Source organism: Phocaeicola intestinalis (genome assembly GCF_014837065.1).
GTDB lineage: Bacteria > Bacteroidota > Bacteroidia > Bacteroidales > Bacteroidaceae > Phocaeicola > Phocaeicola intestinalis.
This window is the reverse complement of the sequence record NZ_JACSPP010000052.1, coordinates 1-18,802: the sequence shown is the minus strand read 5'-3', so window position 1 is coordinate 18,802 and position 18,802 is coordinate 1. Positions and strand designations below refer to the sequence as shown.

Sequence of the window (18,802 nt, the reverse complement as noted above, 5' to 3'; positions counted from 1 at the left end):
GTTTTACAGGCTGTGCAGCAAGTCCTTGTTTGAAATAACGAAAATATTTTTTCTGAATTTATTGAATTTGCGTTCAATGGAAAGATTGATAAACAGCACACGTAAGAAGACAGAAACAAGTGCGCCCACCATCAAAGCAACTATAAACATCACGAAAGAACCTTCTCCGCTCATGGCATTTGTCAAAAACCCCACAATAAACAGAACCAGGACAGCCAAAATAATACAATAAACAAGAAAGAATCTGGTATTCATCCCATGTACTTTCAAAGGGGTTTCCAGCCCCTTACGCACCTGAAATTCCATTTACAGGGACATTTTAAGTTTACTGTTCACCAGAGCTATGACGGCAGCAATGATAGCCAGGCCGATAATAATATAGCCGACTACCCAAAGAAGATTAACGATACCCTCCTTGCGTGTGCCTTGTCCGTCACGGTCGATAATCTTGTCGTAGTTCATCACGACACCGATACCTACACCGACAATCAGAAGCATGGCAATCACAGGAACGGCATACTCACTAAGGAAAGAATTAACTTCGGTTCTCAGACCTCCACTTATCTGGAGGAATACAGTAAGAATTGTGTTCATAAGCTCTTGTATTTGATTAGTATTAGGTTTTCTTACTCGCACATAAAATACTCCGCCAGAAATGATAAAATCACAACCGAAAGTGTACTTATATAACAATATTGTACAAAAACCGTGCCTGTAATGACAAATTAAAAGATATTTTACCAAATACACTAACATTCAGCATTTTACATAAATACAAGAAAAAGACCAGGAATGTGGAATTTCCACACTCCTGGTCTACATTATTGGGGAATTAAATGTGAGATTCCACATACGAAAAATGAGGTGTAGAGTTTCGTCACTCATGTATCCCTAAGAATGTTTTTATTTGCATTCCTTTATGAGGAATGCAAACCTCACTAAAGGCAATAAAAAATTTAAAGCTCAAAAATCATGAAAACAATATTTTATTTATTGCCTAAATTAGCGATTAATATTACATGTGCATACACCATGTACAAGTCACAAGATTATTTAAACATGTCAAGACATATATGTAAATCAATACTGATAATCATCAAAATATATATTATATATAAAGGGATATAAGTCAAAAAACACTTTGTAAATCCTTGATAATTTTCTTGTAGTTATCATCAATATCTGAAGGAACAACCGCACGAACTATGGGAAGAGGTTCTTCCGGCTGGCTGTACATCTTGAAACGAAGATGAAAGCTCGGCATGTTTGAATGTGCCGCACTGCCCACGAACTCGCCCGGCTTCAGTGAGGTAAAGAAATTGCTGTCGTAAATATCCTCCTTTTGTGTCGATACGGTACGGCTGCGGTTAGCTCCACCCCTACCACTGCCGGAAGTACGAGAAATTTTCTGTTTCTCATGCTTGCCGAAAACCAACGGATAGGACTTCAGGGCTTCAACATCTTTGGTACGCCCAAAGAATACATTACCGAAGTTGGATTCAAGACTGCTCCGGTCATACTTGCCGTACAGCTTCTCAATCTTAGCAGAAGATTGAGTAAGCACAAGAAACGCACACAAGTATTCACGAAGGACTGACGGCATCTTTTCAAAGTCAGCAATCCTGAACGTGGTCGCTTCATCAAGCACATAGACAAAAGGAATCTTATTAGCCATCGTAAAGCGTCTGGAACTGATGGAAAGCATGAGCGAGATAATGGGAGAGATAAGACTCTCAATCTGAAACGAGTTGGCAACGGCAACCAGTTTCGGATCTTCAGGGTCAAGCAGGTTATACTGAAAGTCATTGCCTGTAAGGACATAACTTATCTCTTTATTGTTAGCCAAGATACCCAGGTTTCGTGTCAGTGAGCTTAGATAGGATGCCTGTGTTTTAGGGCTGTCTGCTGCATCAAGGAAACCTTTGGCCAGTGCCCTGCTCTCATGACTGCCATTAAGAAACTCCGTTATCCTCTGTGTACCGGCAGAACACACATAGTTAACGATATGCGGTATTGTACACAACTTCGGGAAATCACGATAAAAGCGTATGGAAACGCCCCACATGATACCCAGCGCACCCCCGAACCACTCATCTTTCTTGCTGTCCTTCTCCATATAAGCCGTCAGCAAGTCACTTATAAGCTGTAAGAAAAGGCTCTCATTGCCGACTACTGCCGGAGCTATGGGATTGGTGCGATGGGTACGCTCCATATCCACAAACGAGATATAATAGAACTTATAAGGATATTGGTTTTTCTTGACCAGATTATAGGCAGTGCGCGTCAGGTCAAAATCTTTGTAATCATAGATAAAGCCGGCAAAACGGTTTTTGACAAACTGCTCCAGCAGCGGTTTGCCGATGGATTTTGTCTTTCCGGACTCTGCGCCGCCATATACGAGAAATCCATTGAAAGGATTACCGAAGGTGATACGTCTGCCACCGTCAGCAAACAGTTCAAAACGGTATTGCGCATCTTTCTTCTGTTTCTTGTCAGAAGAAGGAAGCAGAAGAACCAGGGCGATAACCAGGCAAAGTACGACTATTGCCGCAATCAGATACATCATCATAAGCTATAACTCTTTAAACGGATTCAGATAACTGCCAATCTGCTTTAACAGAATCATTTTAAGATTGGCCGGATTCTTTATAACACTCACTACCTTTTTGGCATTACCGGCAATCATGCGTTCAGTACGGAAATTATCACCAAGAATTTCGTTTATCACCTTGTGACCAACCGAACCGCCCAACATACCAGCCGCCTTTTCCGCACTCGTGGACTGCTGCCTGTCATGCCTGCTTGTCTGTCGATTATTATCTCTGGCATATCCGGTAAACGCCAACAGGTCACGCCGATCAATGGAAAACGTACAGCCATCTTTCGTATAACTGTAGTTGCCGGATTCATCCGTCTCAACCGTATAGCCTCTATCTCTCATAGCCCTGTTTATCTGTTTCAGGGTGGTATATTCAGGATTCTCCAGCAACGCCCTCATATCAGGATTAGGAACAGCATAGGCATGTCTGAAACGGTCAATCAAGGCAATATCATTGTCAAAGGCAAATTTACGGATAGAAGATACAGGCAGATAAGTTTTTGTCTGTTCATCAAACAGCACATCATAGGAAACCTCTTTGAGAACCTTCACAAAGCGTGGCTTCTGTGCCTCTTCAGGAGCGGAAGAAGCTGATGCCCTATCAGGCTTCAGGTTATTATCATCATTCAAAATAGCTATAACCTTTGCATCACCGACTTCTTCTATCGGAACCTTTTTATAAGTCTTGAATGAAATATTCTTAGCCTTCAGTCCGTTTTCGTGATAGAAAACACCGTCAAGCCTGTATTTATACAGATTGAAACGGCTTATAATATCCGTCATCCGCTCAGGCTCCAGTTTAGGATTGGCAAACTTCATCAGGTCTTTATGCCTTATGCTGACTTTTTGCCTGTCATTGGAGAAAGTATGGACACCCTTACGGACACGATGCTCATACCCCTGTTCTTTCATGGCAACCACAATCTGATTTGCAGAAGTAAACCGATAATCAGAAAGCAAATTACGCAAGTCATTATTTTTCAACTTTTTAAGAATACTTTCCGCTTCCGGCTCTGTCTTAACAAGATTGATTTTGTTGTCATAGGCAAACTGTCTTACGGTAGCCAAGGAAACGGTAACCTTATTCTGTTCGTCATAAATCACCTGGTATGAAACCTGTTTTACCGTCCTGTTCTGTTGCTGACCTTCATTGACATAAGTACCGAAACCTATATTCTTGACTTGCAAGCCATTTTCGTGATAATGTAAAGGATCGGCTTCGTAACGTGTAAGGTCGAATCTGTCCGCTATATCTCTAATCCGTGCATCAGACAAAGGACACTCAAATGTTTTCAGTTCTTTATGAGAAACCTGAAAAGACTCGCCTTGTCTTGAAAACGTGTGTACGCCACGCCGTACCTGATGTGTGAAACCCAGTTCTTTCATGGCGGCCACAATCTGGTTGGCTGCCGTGAACTGTTGCTGCTGGAGCAAAGACCTTAATTCAGGGTTAGAAATAGTATCAGGAACAGCCGGACGCACAAAACAGTCACTCTGAACGGCCTGATACTGAAACTCCCTGTCAAAACATTGCTGAACACTCACCTTCCAGTTCTCATGAGAAAAGCCACGCTTTACCGTACCTCTGCCCTCCAGTTCCCACGAATTACCGGCAGACTTTGCAGCCGGAGACAGCTTAACCTTGCCATCCTTGCTTTTACGCGAAACAATAACGTGTACATGCAGGTTAAGACCAGGCTTGACATCACCAATCTTAGCTACCCCCTTTTTTACTTCTTCATCCGAGTAACTGAAAGTCCGTTTTGTTTCTATCCGTGCATAATACATCAGGTCGCCCCCATCTTTGACCGCTTCACGCTGAAAGTTACGGGCATATTCATCCATTGCTGACCGTGTAAACTTCTCCAGCTTGCGATAGACAGCCTGACGCTCTTCAGGAGTCAGTTCTTCAAGGCTGTTTACCTCACGTCCGATCAGGTGAACCTGTTCAGCCTGTGACGGATTGAGCGAAAGCATATAGAATTTCGCTTCGTCAGATCCGAGTTTGCTTCTATTGCCGTCTATATCGGTTATAACCTTTTCGGGACTGACATCATTATCGGTATGAGAGAAGAAGGAAAGACCTGTATCACCTTCTTTCTGCAAATAGTGTACAAGATCGTGGCAGCTACCCGTATTACCGCTCTGTACATCTTTAGCCGGGTGTACTTTGGCAAACATAGAAAGTCATCGTTTAAGTTCGTCTTTAAATCTCTTAATCCACAAGTCAAATGAATTACGGTCAATCTCATAAACCGTATCATTGAAAGTTGGTATCTTCTTCATGGAGTCGATACGTTCAACCACTTCAAGCAGTTTGTGTACATTGACCTCCGGATGATTATCGGAGTGACCGGAAGTATTGTCAAGCTCTGTTCTGAGCTTGTCTATTTCATCACGATAATTTGCGATAAGCCTATCCTGCTCCTTAGCCTTTTCAAGCAATTCCTGCACCTGTGAAAGATGCATAAATTCATCCGGATTGATGGAAGAAGATGTATTTTCATTCACTGGCATTTGTCCAGGAACCAGTCTGAGAAGCATCTGTTCAATGTTTTTAAGTCTGGTATTCGTTGCTTTCTCCACCCCTCTTACAACCTCAATCACACGGCTTGCCTGTTCTTTTACCGTAACAGCAGGAGACGCTATTTTTGACTGCGGCATGATACCTGTCGCATCAAAATAATCAAGCATTTCAGCGATAAAAGCATCATGCGATTTAGAACCCTTAGACTTATCAAGCCTAAATTTCGTACTCTCCTTTACACGGACTGATGTATCTTTATTAACTTGGCTCATAAAACAGGTATATAGGTTATTGTATGCAATATTTTTGCCTACAATATATTAATTTTCAATTAATTATGCAAGCAATATATACAAAATGTATGCAAATTGCATAACATAAAAATATTAAAATACTGAATATCAGTATTTTAATTAAATAAACATTGGGGTTTGCCCAATGACTGCTTGCTCACTTCGGTAAACCTCGTTTTCTCTTTCCTCGCTATGCTCGTCATTCCTCGACCGCTCCGTAAACTCCGCTCCAATACCCATGCTAAAATGCACACCCGAAATGTACACCGCCGGAAAGAAAACACCAGCCTTTTTATCCTGAACACTAACGTGTATCAGGAAGAGAAATTTAATACATAAAAATGGATTTAAACATATTTTAACACGCAGAAAAATTGCCTTCCTAAAACAAAGAAACACCACCCAAAAGCACAAAAATCACAACTGTATATTTATTCATTTTTTCAAATTCAAATTTATAAAAATGCACACTCCGCATGGTGGTAAAATAAAAAAATCCGTATGCTTGGTGTTTTTTTAGTTGTTTTTTATTTGTTTATTATTTGTCGGGCTTGCAACTACCTATATTTCAAATAATTACAAGCCTATTTCCTACCTTTTTGAGGGTTGATTTCCTACCCTTTTGAGGGTTGATTTCCTACCCTTTTGAGGGTTGATTTCCTACCTTTTTGAGGGTTCAAAATTTTTAATTTCCTACTAAATAATAAATTTATAGGAAATACAAATTTTAACTTTTAAATCCATGAAAAAGAGCCTCTTTATTGAAGAAAAGACATATGTCAGCAAGTCCTTAAAAGGACTTGCTGACTGAAGAACCCTCAAAAAGGTAGGAATTGAAGAATAAGAAAATCAGTACAATTGCCTTTAAATCACTCCAATACGCATAAAAAACACAGACATTAATCAGGTAAAACATCGTTTACATCGTAAAATTATGTTTTACAGGTGCCTGATAATCAGTATCATCTAAGAAAAGTAATGTTGATTTCCTACCTTTTTGAGGGTTATATAAGAGATGGATAATCAGCCCTATATAAACACTCATAAGACTGTAACACAAATCTTTACACGTAAGAATAGCAGAAAAAAGCGTACAATGATTTCCTACCCTTTTGAGGTATAAAACATCAGAAAGCGGGGAACTCCGGATCTGTATTCTCAAAAGCAGGAGAAAAATAATTTCCTATATTTTTTTTGGAATGTAGGAAATAATCGTATATTTGCGAAAATCATATCAAAACTAATGCTTTATGAGTGAACAGAACTCTCTTCAGAAGATAGAGAAATACAACGAAAACAAGGTTGTACGTGTATCTCAGGAACTCTACCAGCTTGAAAAGATACGCTGGAGGATGTCAACCCTGGGCTACCGCCTGCTGTTTGCCATCAGCCAGAGTGTAAGCAGCATCGAAGAAGAGATTCTGCCTGACGTAGGCTTTGAAAAGCAAAGCCTGTTTAAATACCTTGGTCTTGACAACAACAACGACAAGTACAACCGCCTCGCCGAAACGCTGGTAGAGGTTGGTCAGAACATGCTCCAGTTTGCCACAAGAAAGAAAAACGGTGCCCAGGTATGGCAAGGCTATACATGGATAACCGCCTACAACCTTGCAGTCGATGAGAAGTATGTCCAGATCTGCATCAACCCTAAGGTGCGCAAGTTTCTGATGCAGTTAAACAAATATGCCTGTATACAGCCCAAATACTACCTGAAGCTGTCGAGTGACTATCAGAACTGGTTCTACCCTTACTTCAAGAACTATGTCAAGCTGCACCAATGGAAGGTATCAATTGAAGACCTGAAGAACGCTCTGGAACTGACAGACAGCCCCACATACGACCCGCAGAAGAACAAGAACGCGAATGAGCGGTTTTTATCGGATGTGATAGGGATTCGTATCAACGAGAAGGTAAAAGCCGAACAGAGAGCCGCAAAAGCGGAAAAAAGAGCGGCAAAACTCATTGAATGGGATTATGTCATCGACAAGAAGACACAAAAGCCCGTGGGAACATTGGCTGCAATCACCCAGCATACAGATATCAACGTGACAGCCAGTGCCGTCAAGACAGGCAGGAGCTATACGCACCTGGTATTTTTCATGTCAGAAAAGACAGCAACCGTAAGCAATGCCCGGAAAGAAAAGGATGCGTCACAGAATCAGGCTGAAGCTGACATGGGCAAGCGTCAGCAAACCAGAAAAAGAAGCGGCAAGAATCAGGACATGCGAAGTATCATGCAAGACCTGTTCAGCAGCGAACCAAGCGCACAGGCTATCCCCAACCCGGCTTTCGTTCCGATGCCGGAAAAAGAGCCGAAACGATTCAATTACGATGAAGACAAGATAAAGGAAATGGCCAAGATGTCAAAGATGACTTTCGCCCAGATGGTGGAAAAGCTGAAACTGCTGCATGACGAGAACGGATATTATAAAATGGCCTGAAAATTTGGAATTTATACGGGAAACCGTTATATTTGAAGTGCTGTCAGGGTGGTGCCTGACAGTCCGGGGGCTGACGGCTATTGCACGTTATGCCCATAAAAGTGGGGTGAATTGACGGTTTCCGACATCCCCACTTTTTTTGTAATGCGCTTTATGTAATGTGCATTACAATTATACTAATACACTAATTTTAGTATTTACTAATAATAGTATATTAGTGAAAACGATACGGAAACCGCCTCCGGCGGGGTGTTTTGCCGGGGGCTTCATGCACTTGCACGGTTATTGCTCGATGAAGTCCGTACCGCAAATGCCGCACTTCAGTACCAGACCGGACTTACCCCAGACATTGCAACCGCAGCCGCAGGTATATTTTTTGCGCTTACCGCTCCGGCTCTCCTCTCCTCCTTCAGTTTCAGTATTATCCGTATCATCATTGCCGGAAGTGCCGACCGTGAACGGCTTGCCGGACATGGCGGCCAGTGTAGGCTTATATCTCAGTCTGAGGTTTTGAAGATCCTCGCTGGAGAGAGTCTTGAAAACCTGTTCAAATTTGCCGTCAGGAATGATATAATGCGTCACTCTCTGCCCGGTCAGCTGTCCACCCGGTTCGCCCGTATCAGTAGGCATCAGTCCGACCTGTATCATCTTGTCAGCCCATTGCCTGTTATGATAACCGCCACGGCTCGGTTTGCCGAAATCCTCCTGCCAGAGATGGCACATTTCATGTACCAGTGTAGAGTGCCATTCGATATCGTCACGGTTCATGAAGTCAGGGTTAATGCTGATTTCATGAATGATCTTTTTGGTTTCGTTCTCACCCCTCCAGCGGTTCGCCGCAAAGAAGCCGTATGCACCACCATGTCTTGACATGTTGACAATACAGTCGGAAAGTTCACCACCGAAAATTGCCTGATTGTAGAACCTGTACAAATCATCAAGTGTCTTGAATTGGATAGTCGTAATCATAACCTGAAACATTTAATAACCTGGTACAAAGATAGCAATTTTATTTGTAATGTGCATTACAAATATACTAAAATACTAAAATTAGTATGTTATAAAGTCAAAGGTGGAGAAATGTAAACCATTAAATAATAAAGATTTAATAAGCACACGTAAAAATGTAGTGCGCATTACAATCATACTATTTATAGTAAATACTAAAAGTAGTACAGCATTAAAAAAAGCCAGCCTAACGAAAGACTTATGAAAGATATTTGCTACATTGCAAAAGTCAAACTTAAAAAGGAGAAAACATGATACCTGATTTTAATGATTTTCATATAGCCATAGGCTTTACTGTTGGCTATGGTACCCCAGTATCAGTAGAGGAACTTATCACATATATCATCGAGAACTTTGATATAGAATACGAATCAGAGGCTATAAGAACAGACCAGGAACGTACACGTGTCTATGAGTGTATCATCAGGCACATGCTTGAAATAATGGCAGCAATAAAAGAAGTTGAAATATCACCGGACGGCAAATATGTGACGATGAATAAAAAGGGAGCAAAGAATATTGAGAACCATGATGAAGAAATAGGCAAGCGTCTGCAAATCATCTTCAGGAAAAACGCACACAAGCACCCAGCAGAAGAATAGGATAAAGCAAGAATAATAAAGATATATTATTCTAAATATCTGATTATAAACTGATACTATTATTAGTAATTTAGTATTTACTATTTTTAGTAATTTAGTACAAATAAGTCAGGACAGATTTACACATCTGTCCCCGTCCCAACATGGCATAAGTCAGCGCAGCCGACCTGTGCCGTGTTGGGATAAAATGGGTGAGCGATTAGGGCTGCATCTGTATAATATACCTTTGGTACATGGAGCAGGTGCAGCCCGGATGTTTCCTTTGTGCCGTAATCACGCAGCCACTTGTGGCCGCAAGGATTTCAGCACAAAACGAAACATACCTTAGATGGGGTGGGTGGGGAAGAACCGCGTTAGGGATTGCAGGGGAAAGCCCACAGCCATGCGAGGACTTGGAACGGAAAGCCCGACCCTTTAGTGGAACGCCCAAAATAACAAAATAAAAAAATTTCAAAGAAACAGAAAAGAATTATATATTTACAGAAAATCAGAATTATGACACTACATGAAGCAATGATTGAGATTTTAAAGGAGAAAAAATCACCTATGACGACAAAGGAGATAGCTGAACAACTTAACCAAAACAAGTTGTATGAGAAAAAGGATAAATCACCAATAAAAGCCTCTCAAATACAAATAAGAGCATATAATTATAAGCACTTATTTGTAATGGAAGGGAACAATATTTCTTTAAAGAGCAATTAGTTACATCAAAATTACTACAATTAGTATTTACTACTTTTAGTATATACTAATTGTAGGCGGCACGGGATAAAGCAACAGGGCGAGCGGAACGAAAAACAGCGGAGTGGAGAAATTCGCTCAGGTTGCCGCTTGCGGCTGCCTTCAAGCGGGTTTCCTCTCCGTTTCGTTCCTTTCCGGTGTTTGCCTGCGGCTTGTCCGCTGGTGTACACTGGAAATCGCCCTACCGCTTTAAATGGGTGGGTGGGAGTGCCGCCCACTGCGTGTACGCAAAAGCAAAAACAAGGCTTTGCCTTACCGCTTTAAAAAGCGTTTTTTGGTTCTTTTTGGGGTACCTGCCAAAAAGAACACCTTTTTATTATTGTGTCGATATGAAAACAGAAGTTATCGGGGGAAATGTTTCATCCCCCGAAATAAATACTATATTTTGCCTTCGTCGGCAAAGCTGTAATAATCGTTACCAGCTATTATAACATGGTCAAGAAACCGTAAATTCATCATCTTTGCACCTGTCGCAACTGCCTGTGTCAGTCGGTCGTCATCTCTGCTCGGCTGCTTGTTGCCGCTTGGGTGGTTGTGGCAAAGAATGATGTTAACGGCTCGGCTCAGAAGTGCTTCGCGAAGAATTACCCTTATATCCACTTGTGTGGCTGAATATCCGCCACACGAAACACGAAATCTTTTTATAACTCGTGATGCCTGGTTCAGGAATACCGCCCAACATTCCTCTGTCGCAATATCACCCAAATAAGGAAACATGAGTTTATAAATATCTTGGCTGCACATTATCTTTTGCGGTTCTGCTGCGTTTTCTCTCAGTCTTTTATAAAGTTCTACCGCTGCCATCGCAAGCCTGCGTTTTGCCGGTGTCATTTGTGAAATGACATCAGAAAAAGATGATGTGTTAGGATAGCCGAAAAGGTCTTCCGCTGCCTTTTGGCTGAAATCATTCTTTTTTGTCAGCATATAAACCAGCTCTTCATTTTCCATCACTCGGAAATCTTCGTTAACTTCAAATTGTGTCTTCATATCTGCTTATTTTAAAAGTGTTCTACCTAAAAAAAATCCTCCCAAAACAGAAGCTCCGAAAGCCTCCAAAGCGCACGCAAAGCGGGCATAGGAAAAGCCTCTTGTTATCACATCGTCAAAAATCAAGACTTGTGTACCCTTGAAGAATGCTTCCTCAAAATTGATGACTTGTGCGTTTTTCACGGTTTTTGTACCGTTGTACTCGTGAACTGCCAGCCTTTCACCTTCTACGCTGATATGGTCAAAAGCGTTTATAGTGCCAGCCAGTCGGCAGACTTCATCGGAAAAGTCTTTGTACCGTTTCACGTTCTTTTCGTTGCTTGAAGCCGGAACACAACAGAAGACTATTTTTTCAGTCATGCTTCCGAAAGTTTCCCTTATCTTCCGTGCTACGATTTCAGCTACTTGCAGACTGCGTTTTCCGTCCTTGAAGTCCCAAATAAGTCTGCGGATTTGCCACTCTCTCGGATTTGCTTCGTACTTCATGGGCAGATAGTCGAAAAAAGAAAACATCAGCTTAGACCACTGCTTTTTGTACTTCGGGTTTACGTTCATTGCTGCCATACGCTCTATGTTTTAAGGGTTATTACTCGCTAACATCGCTTGTCGCCCCAATCAAATTTTTTCCCTTTGCTGATTGAGAACATTGGATTTTATTGCCAGCGGAAAGAGTGAATAGCAAGCCTGAAAAAATGGTAAATACTACCTGTAAGGTGGAGATTTGGCGTTTTTTGCGGGCTTGTTTTCACTCCCGCCTACCTTTGCCAATGTTTCAATCAGTTAAGGGAAAATAGAATACCGCTCTCCCTGCCCGAAGGGTAGGGGTTATGCGTTAGGGATTGCAGAGTAAAGCCCACAGCAAAGCGAGGACTTGGAACGGAAAGCCCGACCTGAAGGGGAACGCCCTAACAGAAAATCAAGAGATTATAATTAGTATTGGAAAAACAACCATTAATAAAAACAGGAATCAGATGAAAATAAAAGATTAAAAATCATAACAGAAAGCAGAAGTCTAAAACAGTCTAATATTGAATAAGAAAAATAATGAAAGACAAAAGTTTGAATTATACAATATGAAGATAAAAGTTCAAAAAATAAAAAAGGATGTATCATGACGATACATCCTAAAAGAAACACCACCACCACGTTTGGCAATACAAGTTTTCGTAAATATAAAAAGAGAAAAGATAAAAACAAAAAAAATGGGAAGGGAATATAAAATAAAGAGAAAAGGAAAAATATGAGTCACAATAAAAATTATGTATGATAAATAATAACTATTTTTAAAACCAAAAAGGAATGTAAGCAATTATCAATAGAAAATAAAATGGATAAAATCAATATACCAAAATCATATTCTGGTTCATATAATTGGTATTATGAGCAAGATACATTAAGATTCGCATTTAACAAGATAGAATTTAGTTTTATAGCTATAGCAAAACATTGGAAGCATGTAAATAGTGAAGGATGGGAAATATATGAAAATCAATACCATTTACATTGTACTATAACATTTGAAAAAAAACATGATGAACTTAAAGAAATAGCTGATATATGTTTAAGACTTCGATATACAAATATGTGGAGAGATGCAGATATAGAAGAGTTCATGTCAAATTATGCAAATATTACAGTAAGTTCATCTTATGAAGAAGAAGTCATGATAGATTGTTATTAGTACCTGAAATGAAAATAAATATTCAAGCCTGCAAAGGAATTTATAAAGGAAGTGAGTAAACAGAAGGAATAAAAAAAGCCTCCGGCAGGGTGACAGCCGGGGGCTTCGTGCATCTGCATGTTATATGTCAGACAGTAGCGTATTTATCAAGTTCTTTTATCCGCTTGACGATAAGGTCTAAGCGTTTTTTGGTAAGAGGGGTGAGTGTGTCCGGATTCTTGCCATCGAAGTCATCACCATAGATAAGTGCGTCCACTCCTATACCGTGATTGTAGTTTTCACGGATGCAGTTACGGAGCGTCCAGAGATTATCGAGATTCACCCAGTCGGCTGTGCGGTTTTTGATTTTACGGAACAGCACAATGGCCGAGCGCAGATAGTGTCCTACATGGTCGTAATCATGAAAAACACGTTCGCCCAGGTAATATATATCTATGTCCTGGTTCTCTTCATCCTCGACCACCTGGCAGAGGAAGAACGGGATATTCTTCAGGTTATCCCAATCAATGTAATCAGTAGGTTTCATAATATATAAGGTTTAATTAAAGCCATAATCAGAAGAGAAAAAGTCAAGGTATTTAGGATTCTGACCTGTAAGATGTTCAGGCAGAACCTTACCTTCAGCCAGACACTCCTGCAACAGGCGGAACAGTACAATCTTCAGGTTTTCACCTTTTTTGTGATAGAAGATATAGTTGACAGACCACACGCCATCATAATAAGTTATGTCAAACTTATTAGGCTTCAGTTCGACCAGTCCGTCAATGAACGCCATCAGTTCATCTACCTGCCAGTCATAAAGGGCTGTAAGAACCTTTGCAATATCATCGTTGCCGGTAACTGCATCCCATCTGTCTTCCAGAGCCAGCCGGATAAGGCTTTTCTCTCTGCTGTCCGTCTCTATGATATGGGAGGCAACAAAACAGCCGCCAAGACCTGAGACAGCATCAGGATGGGTATATGTAACGGTGACAAAAGTAGTACCCATCACATTCTCTATTTTATCGATAACAGCCTTTTTATCTTTGCCCAAGCCTGTGGCTGTGGCAGAAACGAATACGGTATCACCCTGTTTCATATAATATAAGATTTAGATTAGTCGTTTATAAATTCTTTTTTTATCGTCTGTATGGTAGAAACAGCCCTGCCGGTCAGTTTCGCCACATTGCGTATGGAGTAGCCTTTCTTCAGGAGAGAGATAGCTTCTTTATATTCTTCTTTTTTCTGTTCACGGCTCTTGAAGCTGCCGGGATTCCTGCCCAGGCGACCACCCTTTTGGATGTACAGGGCACGGCCACTGTTCAGGCGGTCAAGTATGCCCTGACGCTCCATCGCAGCCAGTTCACCCAGCAAAGTAGTAATCAATGAGGACAAAGGGTTAACCGTCTTGTCCGGAAGAAGTGTCTCTATATTCAGGTTTTGAATATAGACACTGACCTTATGCTTATGCAGCATATCGAGAGCCTTCAGCATTTCAAGGGTAGAACGGCCAAGACGTGAGACTTCTGTAACGAGCAGCATATCTACATGGTTCTGCGCATCGGTGCAGAAATCAAGGCACCCAAGCAGAACGGGGCGTTCATCAATAGCCTTGCATCCGCTTATCTTCTCTTCAAAAACCGCACAAACCGTGTAACCTCTATCAGTAGCGAGTTTCTGAAGGTCTGCAACCTGTCTGTCTGTTGACTGTCTGGCAGACTGAGAACTGACACGAGAGTAGATAACCACATTCATAAAAACGGTTTATTAAATCATTAACTATCCGATAAATTTAATCTTGTTGCTTTTCGCGTAGAACCTCATGAAGGATCTTTGTTCTTGGAACAATAACTTCGTCTGCTGTAACAAGACCCTCACAGTTATAACCAGGTTGATCCAAATAATCAATGGCCTTTTGAATATCTTCTATACTCATTTTACTAATTCGCTGCCTATACTGAGCAGTTGTTTCATCTGTCATATCTACTGCCATAATTCATAAATTTGAAAGTGTAACAAAATCAAAATTCAAGAAAACATCTTATTAAGCTAAAATCAAACATGAGAATGTTTATTTAGTTTTATAGTCACCCAGTCAAGTAATATCATCTGTTTTCACATGCAAATATAATAAAAAAAATCAAAGATTAAAATCAATACAAAAGAAAAGTGTACTGAAACATAAAAATAGATTTATTTCAGTACAAACATATAATCATAACATAAACAAATGCAATATACAAAACATTAAACAAGAAAAAATTAAGAAAATGGAAAGCAAACAATATCAAAATTAATCATTAACTTAGCATAGAGATTTATAAAAATAGAAATATGGTAGATATAAACGAAATAAAAAGATGCACACTCCAGGCAATGATGAAAGATGACTTGCTTATGCAAGGGCTGGTGTTGAAAGGAGGAAATGCCTTGCAGTTGGCATACGATATAACCAATAGAGGATCAATAGATATTGACTTCTCTATGGAAAACGAGTTTAAAGATAAAGATTTTGAAAGACTGTCAAGAGTATTTGGCGAATACCTGAATGAAGAGTTTGCTGAAATAGGTTTAGTAGCTTACGATGTAAAGTTTATAAAGAAACCAAAAACAGGTTCCATTCCAGAATGGAGAGGTTATAATTTAGAGTTCAAACTCATTGAACGTGAAAAGTTTGAGAAGTTTGGAGATGATATAGAAGCTATAAGAAGAAATGCTATCAAAATAAATGAATCTACACAGGAAGTCAAATATACAGTCGATATAAGCTCATACGAATACGTAGATAAGGCGATAAAGAAAGATATAGACGGGCTTATTTTAAGAGTCTATACTCCAGAAATGATTTTAATCGAGAAAGTAAGAGCTCTATGTCAAACTATGCCTAAATACAAAGAGATTGTAAGCAGCGCAAGACAGAAAAAAAGAGCAAGAGATCTCTATGATATATGGATGATATGCCAGCATTTTAAGAATCTAAACTTAACAGAAGAATTATTCAAGAATATATTTGCCGCAAAGCGTGTCCCCCTTGCCTTTTTGGATAACTTTGAAATACTCAGAGAACAAAACAGAGAAGACTGGGAAGTTGTACGACAAACCATCAGCCATGATGAAGAGACAAAAGATTATGACTATTATTTTGATTTCGTCAAGAATCTTATAGAACCTTTTAGAATCCACGAGGATAAAAAAGATTCCAGCGAGGATCAAATTCAGTAAATCTCATATTATAAGTAAGATAGAATTTATGCACTTGTTTCATTTTAAGAAAAGGAACAAGTGCTTGTTTTTCATATCCTGCTTTTTCTAAATAGAAGCCTAAGGCCTGATGATAAGGATATATATAATGCATTTGATTATAATAATAGACCAGCTTATCAACATCAATTACGTTTTTTGCATTAATAATTGCTTCAAGAACCTGAGTTACACCACCTGAGTAAAAAGGTCTTGCTACAGAATCGAGAATAGTTCTCTCAACATCTGTAACAAAATAACAGTTACGAAATGGAACTACACCAAGCCTGTTATTTGACTGACCATTTATCAGGTGAAGTTTATAGTTCTGGATAGTCCTTATATTTGTGGTTTGTCTCGGTTTTTTACTAAATGCTGTATCTATTGCCTCCTGTTTCAACGTATTATCATACTTTATATAACTGTTACGCTCGTTAGTCATATATATATGCTTAGGCAACTGAAGAGTCAGGCCATGTATTGTAATGGCAGTATAGAAACTAAAATATGATGATCTCGATGACGCAGCCGCTAAGTCATAAATATCAGCTTTCGGTTTTGCATATAACGGAATAACAGACATACGTTCGTTAACAGAACTGACTTCTTCAACATTACATATATCCTCAATGTATTCGATAAAATCCACAAGTCGGTAATTTGTAAAACCATACACTTTCCTAACCGAATATAGTAACTCGATTATCTCTTTCTGATTAATTACATTATAATTAAAATCAGAAATCATACTTTTCACAATATGTTCATTCTTTTTTGCCAACTTTTTACTATTAGATTTCATATATGAAATCTATATGCAAAAGTATAAATTTTATTGGGAAAACAGTCTATTATTACAGTTATTTATATATTATTAAAACAATAAAAACATTAGAAGGTGATTAGAAAGATTGAAAATATCTCACCCTACAAAAAAATACATAATATATTACTAATTTTAGTACATTAGTATATACTACTTTTAGTATTTATCATTATATTTGCAGAAAAGACATAATAAGAAACTAATATACACATATTTATGAAAGCAAAGGTTTTATGTATTCTGAATCACAAGGGCGGTGTGGGCAAGACCACGACCACCATCAACCTGGGTGGAGCCTTGCAGCAGAAAGGTTATAAGGTGCTGTTAATCGACCTTGACGGACAGGCAAACCTTACTGAATCATTAGGTTTGTCTGCGGAACTGCCACAGACTATTTACGGCGCGATGAAAGGTGAATATCCGTTGCCGATATACCAGCACAAGGACGGTATGAGTATCGTGCCCTCGTGTCTGGACTTGTCGGCGGTTGAAACAGAACTTATCAATGAGGCAGGGCGTGAGCTTATCCTTGCACATCTTATCAAAGAGAGCAAGGAAAAGTACGACTATATCCTGATAGACTGCCCACCGTCATTGTCATTGCTGACCTTAAATGCGCTGACCGCATCGGATCAGCTTATCATCCCGGTACAGGCGCAATATCTCGCCATGCGAGGTATGGCCAAACTGATGCAAGTTGTAAGCAAGGTACAGCAGCGTCTTAACTCAGATCTGAAGATTGCCGGAGTATTGATAACACAGTATGACGGCAGAAAGAACCTTAACAAGAGCGTATCGGAACTGGTACAGGAAACCTTTCAGGGAAAAGTCTTCAGCACACACATACGCAACGCCATCGCACTTGCCGAAGCACCAACACAGGGACAGGACATATTTCACTATGCACCCAAGTCAGCCGGAGCAGAAGACTATGAGAATGTATGCAATGAATTACTAACGGAAAAAATGAACTAAACTATGGCAAATAAAAAAGATTTGAAAAGCAGTATGGCACACGGGATGAGCAGCGGACTCGACAGCCTGATACAACCGACAACAAACAAACAGGAGCCAGAACAACCCCAAAAGGAGAAGGCTGTACACTGTAACTTTGTGATAAACCAGAGTATTCATGCACGCCTGAAAACGCTGGCGATACGCAAAGGTGTAACTCTAAAGGATGTCATTCAAGAAGCAGCATTAGAGTATTTGGATAGAAACGAATAAAATTAAAAATCATGGCAAAGAAACAACAATTAGGATACAAAGAAATAGAAGAGCGATTAAGAATAATAAAAGACAATCACGTACCAGCAGAAGAAATAGGCTACCACATACTATACTCTTTTGGAAAAGGGGAGCGTGATATTGCCCGCTATAAAGAAGGCAAAGGTATATTGAAAACCTTTGAAGGACTTCTTATTAAAGGTTTATTCTGCTTTAAAAGTACAACTACGCTGCATTTATCTGAAGAACTTGAAAGTTTAAAAGCAGATAACCAGGTACTAAAAGCCTTACCTAAAATTATAGCTGTAAGTGATGGTAAAACAATACTTGCATACGACCTTAGAGAAAAGGATACATACGAAAATAAAGTAGATAGACTTTATTGTGACTTTGCTTTTTTTTATCCGTTAATGGATGTAGAACGTGTACATTATGTAGAAGAAAGCCCTGCTGATATAAAAGCAGCAGAAAAACTTGCAAAGCTACATGATGAACTTCGTGCGTATAACGAGTTTAACAGTGATAATGATTTACATGATCTGAATATCTTTATAACCCGACTTCTTTTTTGTCCTTAATTCCGCAACACTATTACAAATATAACTTTTTAAGTACCTGAGCAACAAAAAGTTGCTCAGGATTTTGCCA

The 18,802-nt window shown here is 39.7% G+C and carries 21 protein-coding genes; 8 read left to right on the top strand and 13 right to left on the bottom strand.

Annotated features, from left to right (window positions below; all coding sequences use genetic code 11):
- Positions 1-3: 3 nt before the first annotated feature.
- The 5 genes from H9625_RS13685 to H9625_RS13665 all read right to left on the bottom strand — a co-directional run bounded on the left by H9625_RS13685 (position 4) and on the right by H9625_RS13665 (position 5,398).
- The gene (locus H9625_RS13685; protein WP_117748254.1) at positions 4-306 is read right to left on the bottom strand and encodes a hypothetical protein; all 303 of its coding nucleotides are present in this window, start codon (positions 304-306) and stop codon (positions 4-6) included.
- Entirely contained in the window at positions 307-594 is a 288-nt protein-coding gene (locus H9625_RS13680; protein WP_117748255.1) for a hypothetical protein, read from the bottom strand.
- A 535-nt stretch (positions 595-1,129) separates the two neighbouring features.
- Positions 1,130-2,569: a type IV secretory system conjugative DNA transfer family protein gene (locus H9625_RS13675; RefSeq protein WP_191764872.1), complete on the bottom strand. Its 1,440-nt coding sequence runs from the start codon at positions 2,567-2,569 to the stop codon at positions 1,130-1,132.
- Between the two features lie 3 nt (positions 2,570-2,572).
- Positions 2,573-4,780 carry a DUF5712 family protein gene (locus H9625_RS13670; protein WP_191764870.1) on the bottom strand — a complete coding sequence of 736 codons (2,208 nt, stop codon included), beginning with the start codon at positions 4,778-4,780 and terminating at the stop codon, positions 2,573-2,575.
- A gap of 6 nt (positions 4,781-4,786) precedes the next feature.
- Positions 4,787-5,398, bottom strand: coding sequence for a BfmA/BtgA family mobilization protein (locus H9625_RS13665; RefSeq protein ID WP_191764867.1), 612 nt, complete (start codon positions 5,396-5,398; stop codon positions 4,787-4,789).
- A gap of 1,271 nt (positions 5,399-6,669) precedes the next feature.
- On the opposite strand from H9625_RS13665, the gene H9625_RS13660 reads away from it, so the two are divergent.
- On the top strand, positions 6,670-7,860 hold the full coding sequence (locus H9625_RS13660; RefSeq protein ID WP_191764865.1) for a replication initiation protein: 1,191 nt from the start codon (positions 6,670-6,672) through the stop codon (positions 7,858-7,860).
- Between the two features lie 282 nt (positions 7,861-8,142).
- On the opposite strand, the gene H9625_RS13655 is transcribed toward H9625_RS13660, so the two are convergent.
- Complete coding sequence (locus H9625_RS13655; RefSeq protein ID WP_191764864.1) at positions 8,143-8,829, bottom strand: SprT-like domain-containing protein; 687 nt, start codon at positions 8,827-8,829, stop codon at positions 8,143-8,145.
- A gap of 290 nt (positions 8,830-9,119) precedes the next feature.
- On the opposite strand from H9625_RS13655, the gene H9625_RS13650 reads away from it, so the two are divergent.
- Together H9625_RS13650 and H9625_RS13645 are read left to right on the top strand one after the other, a co-directional pair.
- Complete coding sequence (locus tag H9625_RS13650) at positions 9,120-9,470, top strand: hypothetical protein (protein ID WP_117795709.1); 351 nt, start codon at positions 9,120-9,122, stop codon at positions 9,468-9,470.
- Between the two features lie 495 nt (positions 9,471-9,965).
- Entirely contained in the window at positions 9,966-10,175 is a 210-nt protein-coding gene (locus H9625_RS13645) for a winged helix-turn-helix domain-containing protein (RefSeq protein WP_191764862.1), read from the top strand.
- A 417-nt stretch (positions 10,176-10,592) separates the two neighbouring features.
- On the opposite strand, the gene H9625_RS13640 is transcribed toward H9625_RS13645, so the two are convergent.
- Both H9625_RS13640 and H9625_RS13635 read right to left on the bottom strand, forming a co-directional pair.
- A complete protein-coding gene (locus tag H9625_RS13640) occupies positions 10,593-11,201 on the bottom strand; it encodes a JAB domain-containing protein (protein WP_191764859.1) in 609 nt (202 codons plus the stop codon).
- 6 nt (positions 11,202-11,207) lie between these two features.
- Positions 11,208-11,765: a phosphoribosyltransferase gene (locus H9625_RS13635; RefSeq protein ID WP_191764857.1), complete on the bottom strand. Its 558-nt coding sequence runs from the start codon at positions 11,763-11,765 to the stop codon at positions 11,208-11,210.
- A gap of 763 nt (positions 11,766-12,528) precedes the next feature.
- Between H9625_RS13635 and H9625_RS13630 the strand changes: the two genes are divergently transcribed.
- A complete protein-coding gene (locus H9625_RS13630; RefSeq protein ID WP_191764855.1) occupies positions 12,529-12,882 on the top strand; it encodes a hypothetical protein in 354 nt (117 codons plus the stop codon).
- A gap of 127 nt (positions 12,883-13,009) precedes the next feature.
- On the opposite strand, the gene H9625_RS13625 is transcribed toward H9625_RS13630, so the two are convergent.
- From H9625_RS13625 to H9625_RS13610, 4 genes are read right to left on the bottom strand one after another with little or no spacing between them, the layout of a single operon-like run.
- On the bottom strand, positions 13,010-13,408 hold the full coding sequence (locus tag H9625_RS13625; RefSeq protein ID WP_191764853.1) for an exo-poly-alpha-D-galacturonosidase: 399 nt from the start codon (positions 13,406-13,408) through the stop codon (positions 13,010-13,012).
- 12 nt (positions 13,409-13,420) lie between these two features.
- Positions 13,421-13,960, bottom strand: a complete 540-nt coding sequence (locus H9625_RS17780; RefSeq protein ID WP_225226439.1) for a hypothetical protein — start codon at positions 13,958-13,960, stop codon at positions 13,421-13,423.
- A gap of 17 nt (positions 13,961-13,977) precedes the next feature.
- Positions 13,978-14,616: a recombinase family protein gene (locus H9625_RS13615; protein ID WP_191764851.1), complete on the bottom strand. Its 639-nt coding sequence runs from the start codon at positions 14,614-14,616 to the stop codon at positions 13,978-13,980.
- A 37-nt stretch (positions 14,617-14,653) separates the two neighbouring features.
- Entirely contained in the window at positions 14,654-14,854 is a 201-nt protein-coding gene (locus H9625_RS13610; protein ID WP_191764849.1) for a hypothetical protein, read from the bottom strand.
- 341 nt (positions 14,855-15,195) lie between these two features.
- On the opposite strand from H9625_RS13610, the gene H9625_RS13605 reads away from it, so the two are divergent.
- Entirely contained in the window at positions 15,196-16,083 is an 888-nt protein-coding gene (locus tag H9625_RS13605; RefSeq protein ID WP_191764847.1) for a nucleotidyl transferase AbiEii/AbiGii toxin family protein, read from the top strand.
- On the opposite strand, the gene H9625_RS13600 is transcribed toward H9625_RS13605, so the two are convergent.
- Positions 16,034-16,903: a hypothetical protein gene (locus H9625_RS13600; RefSeq protein ID WP_191764845.1), complete on the bottom strand. Its 870-nt coding sequence runs from the start codon at positions 16,901-16,903 to the stop codon at positions 16,034-16,036. The genes H9625_RS13605 and H9625_RS13600 overlap by 50 nt on opposite strands.
- Positions 16,904-17,143: 240 nt before the next feature.
- On the opposite strand from H9625_RS13600, the gene H9625_RS13595 reads away from it, so the two are divergent.
- The 3 genes from H9625_RS13595 to H9625_RS13585 are packed head-to-tail and all read left to right on the top strand — an operon-like array spanning position 17,144 to position 18,732.
- Positions 17,144-17,902: a ParA family protein gene (locus H9625_RS13595; protein ID WP_191764843.1), complete on the top strand. Its 759-nt coding sequence runs from the start codon at positions 17,144-17,146 to the stop codon at positions 17,900-17,902.
- Between the two features lie 3 nt (positions 17,903-17,905).
- Positions 17,906-18,154, top strand: coding sequence for a plasmid partition protein ParG (locus H9625_RS13590; RefSeq protein ID WP_191764841.1), 249 nt, complete (start codon positions 17,906-17,908; stop codon positions 18,152-18,154).
- An 11-nt stretch (positions 18,155-18,165) separates the two neighbouring features.
- Positions 18,166-18,732 (top strand): type IIL restriction-modification enzyme MmeI, encoded by a 567-nt coding sequence (locus H9625_RS13585; RefSeq protein ID WP_191764839.1) that lies wholly within the window; start codon positions 18,166-18,168, stop codon positions 18,730-18,732.
- Positions 18,733-18,802: the final 70 nt, after the last annotated feature.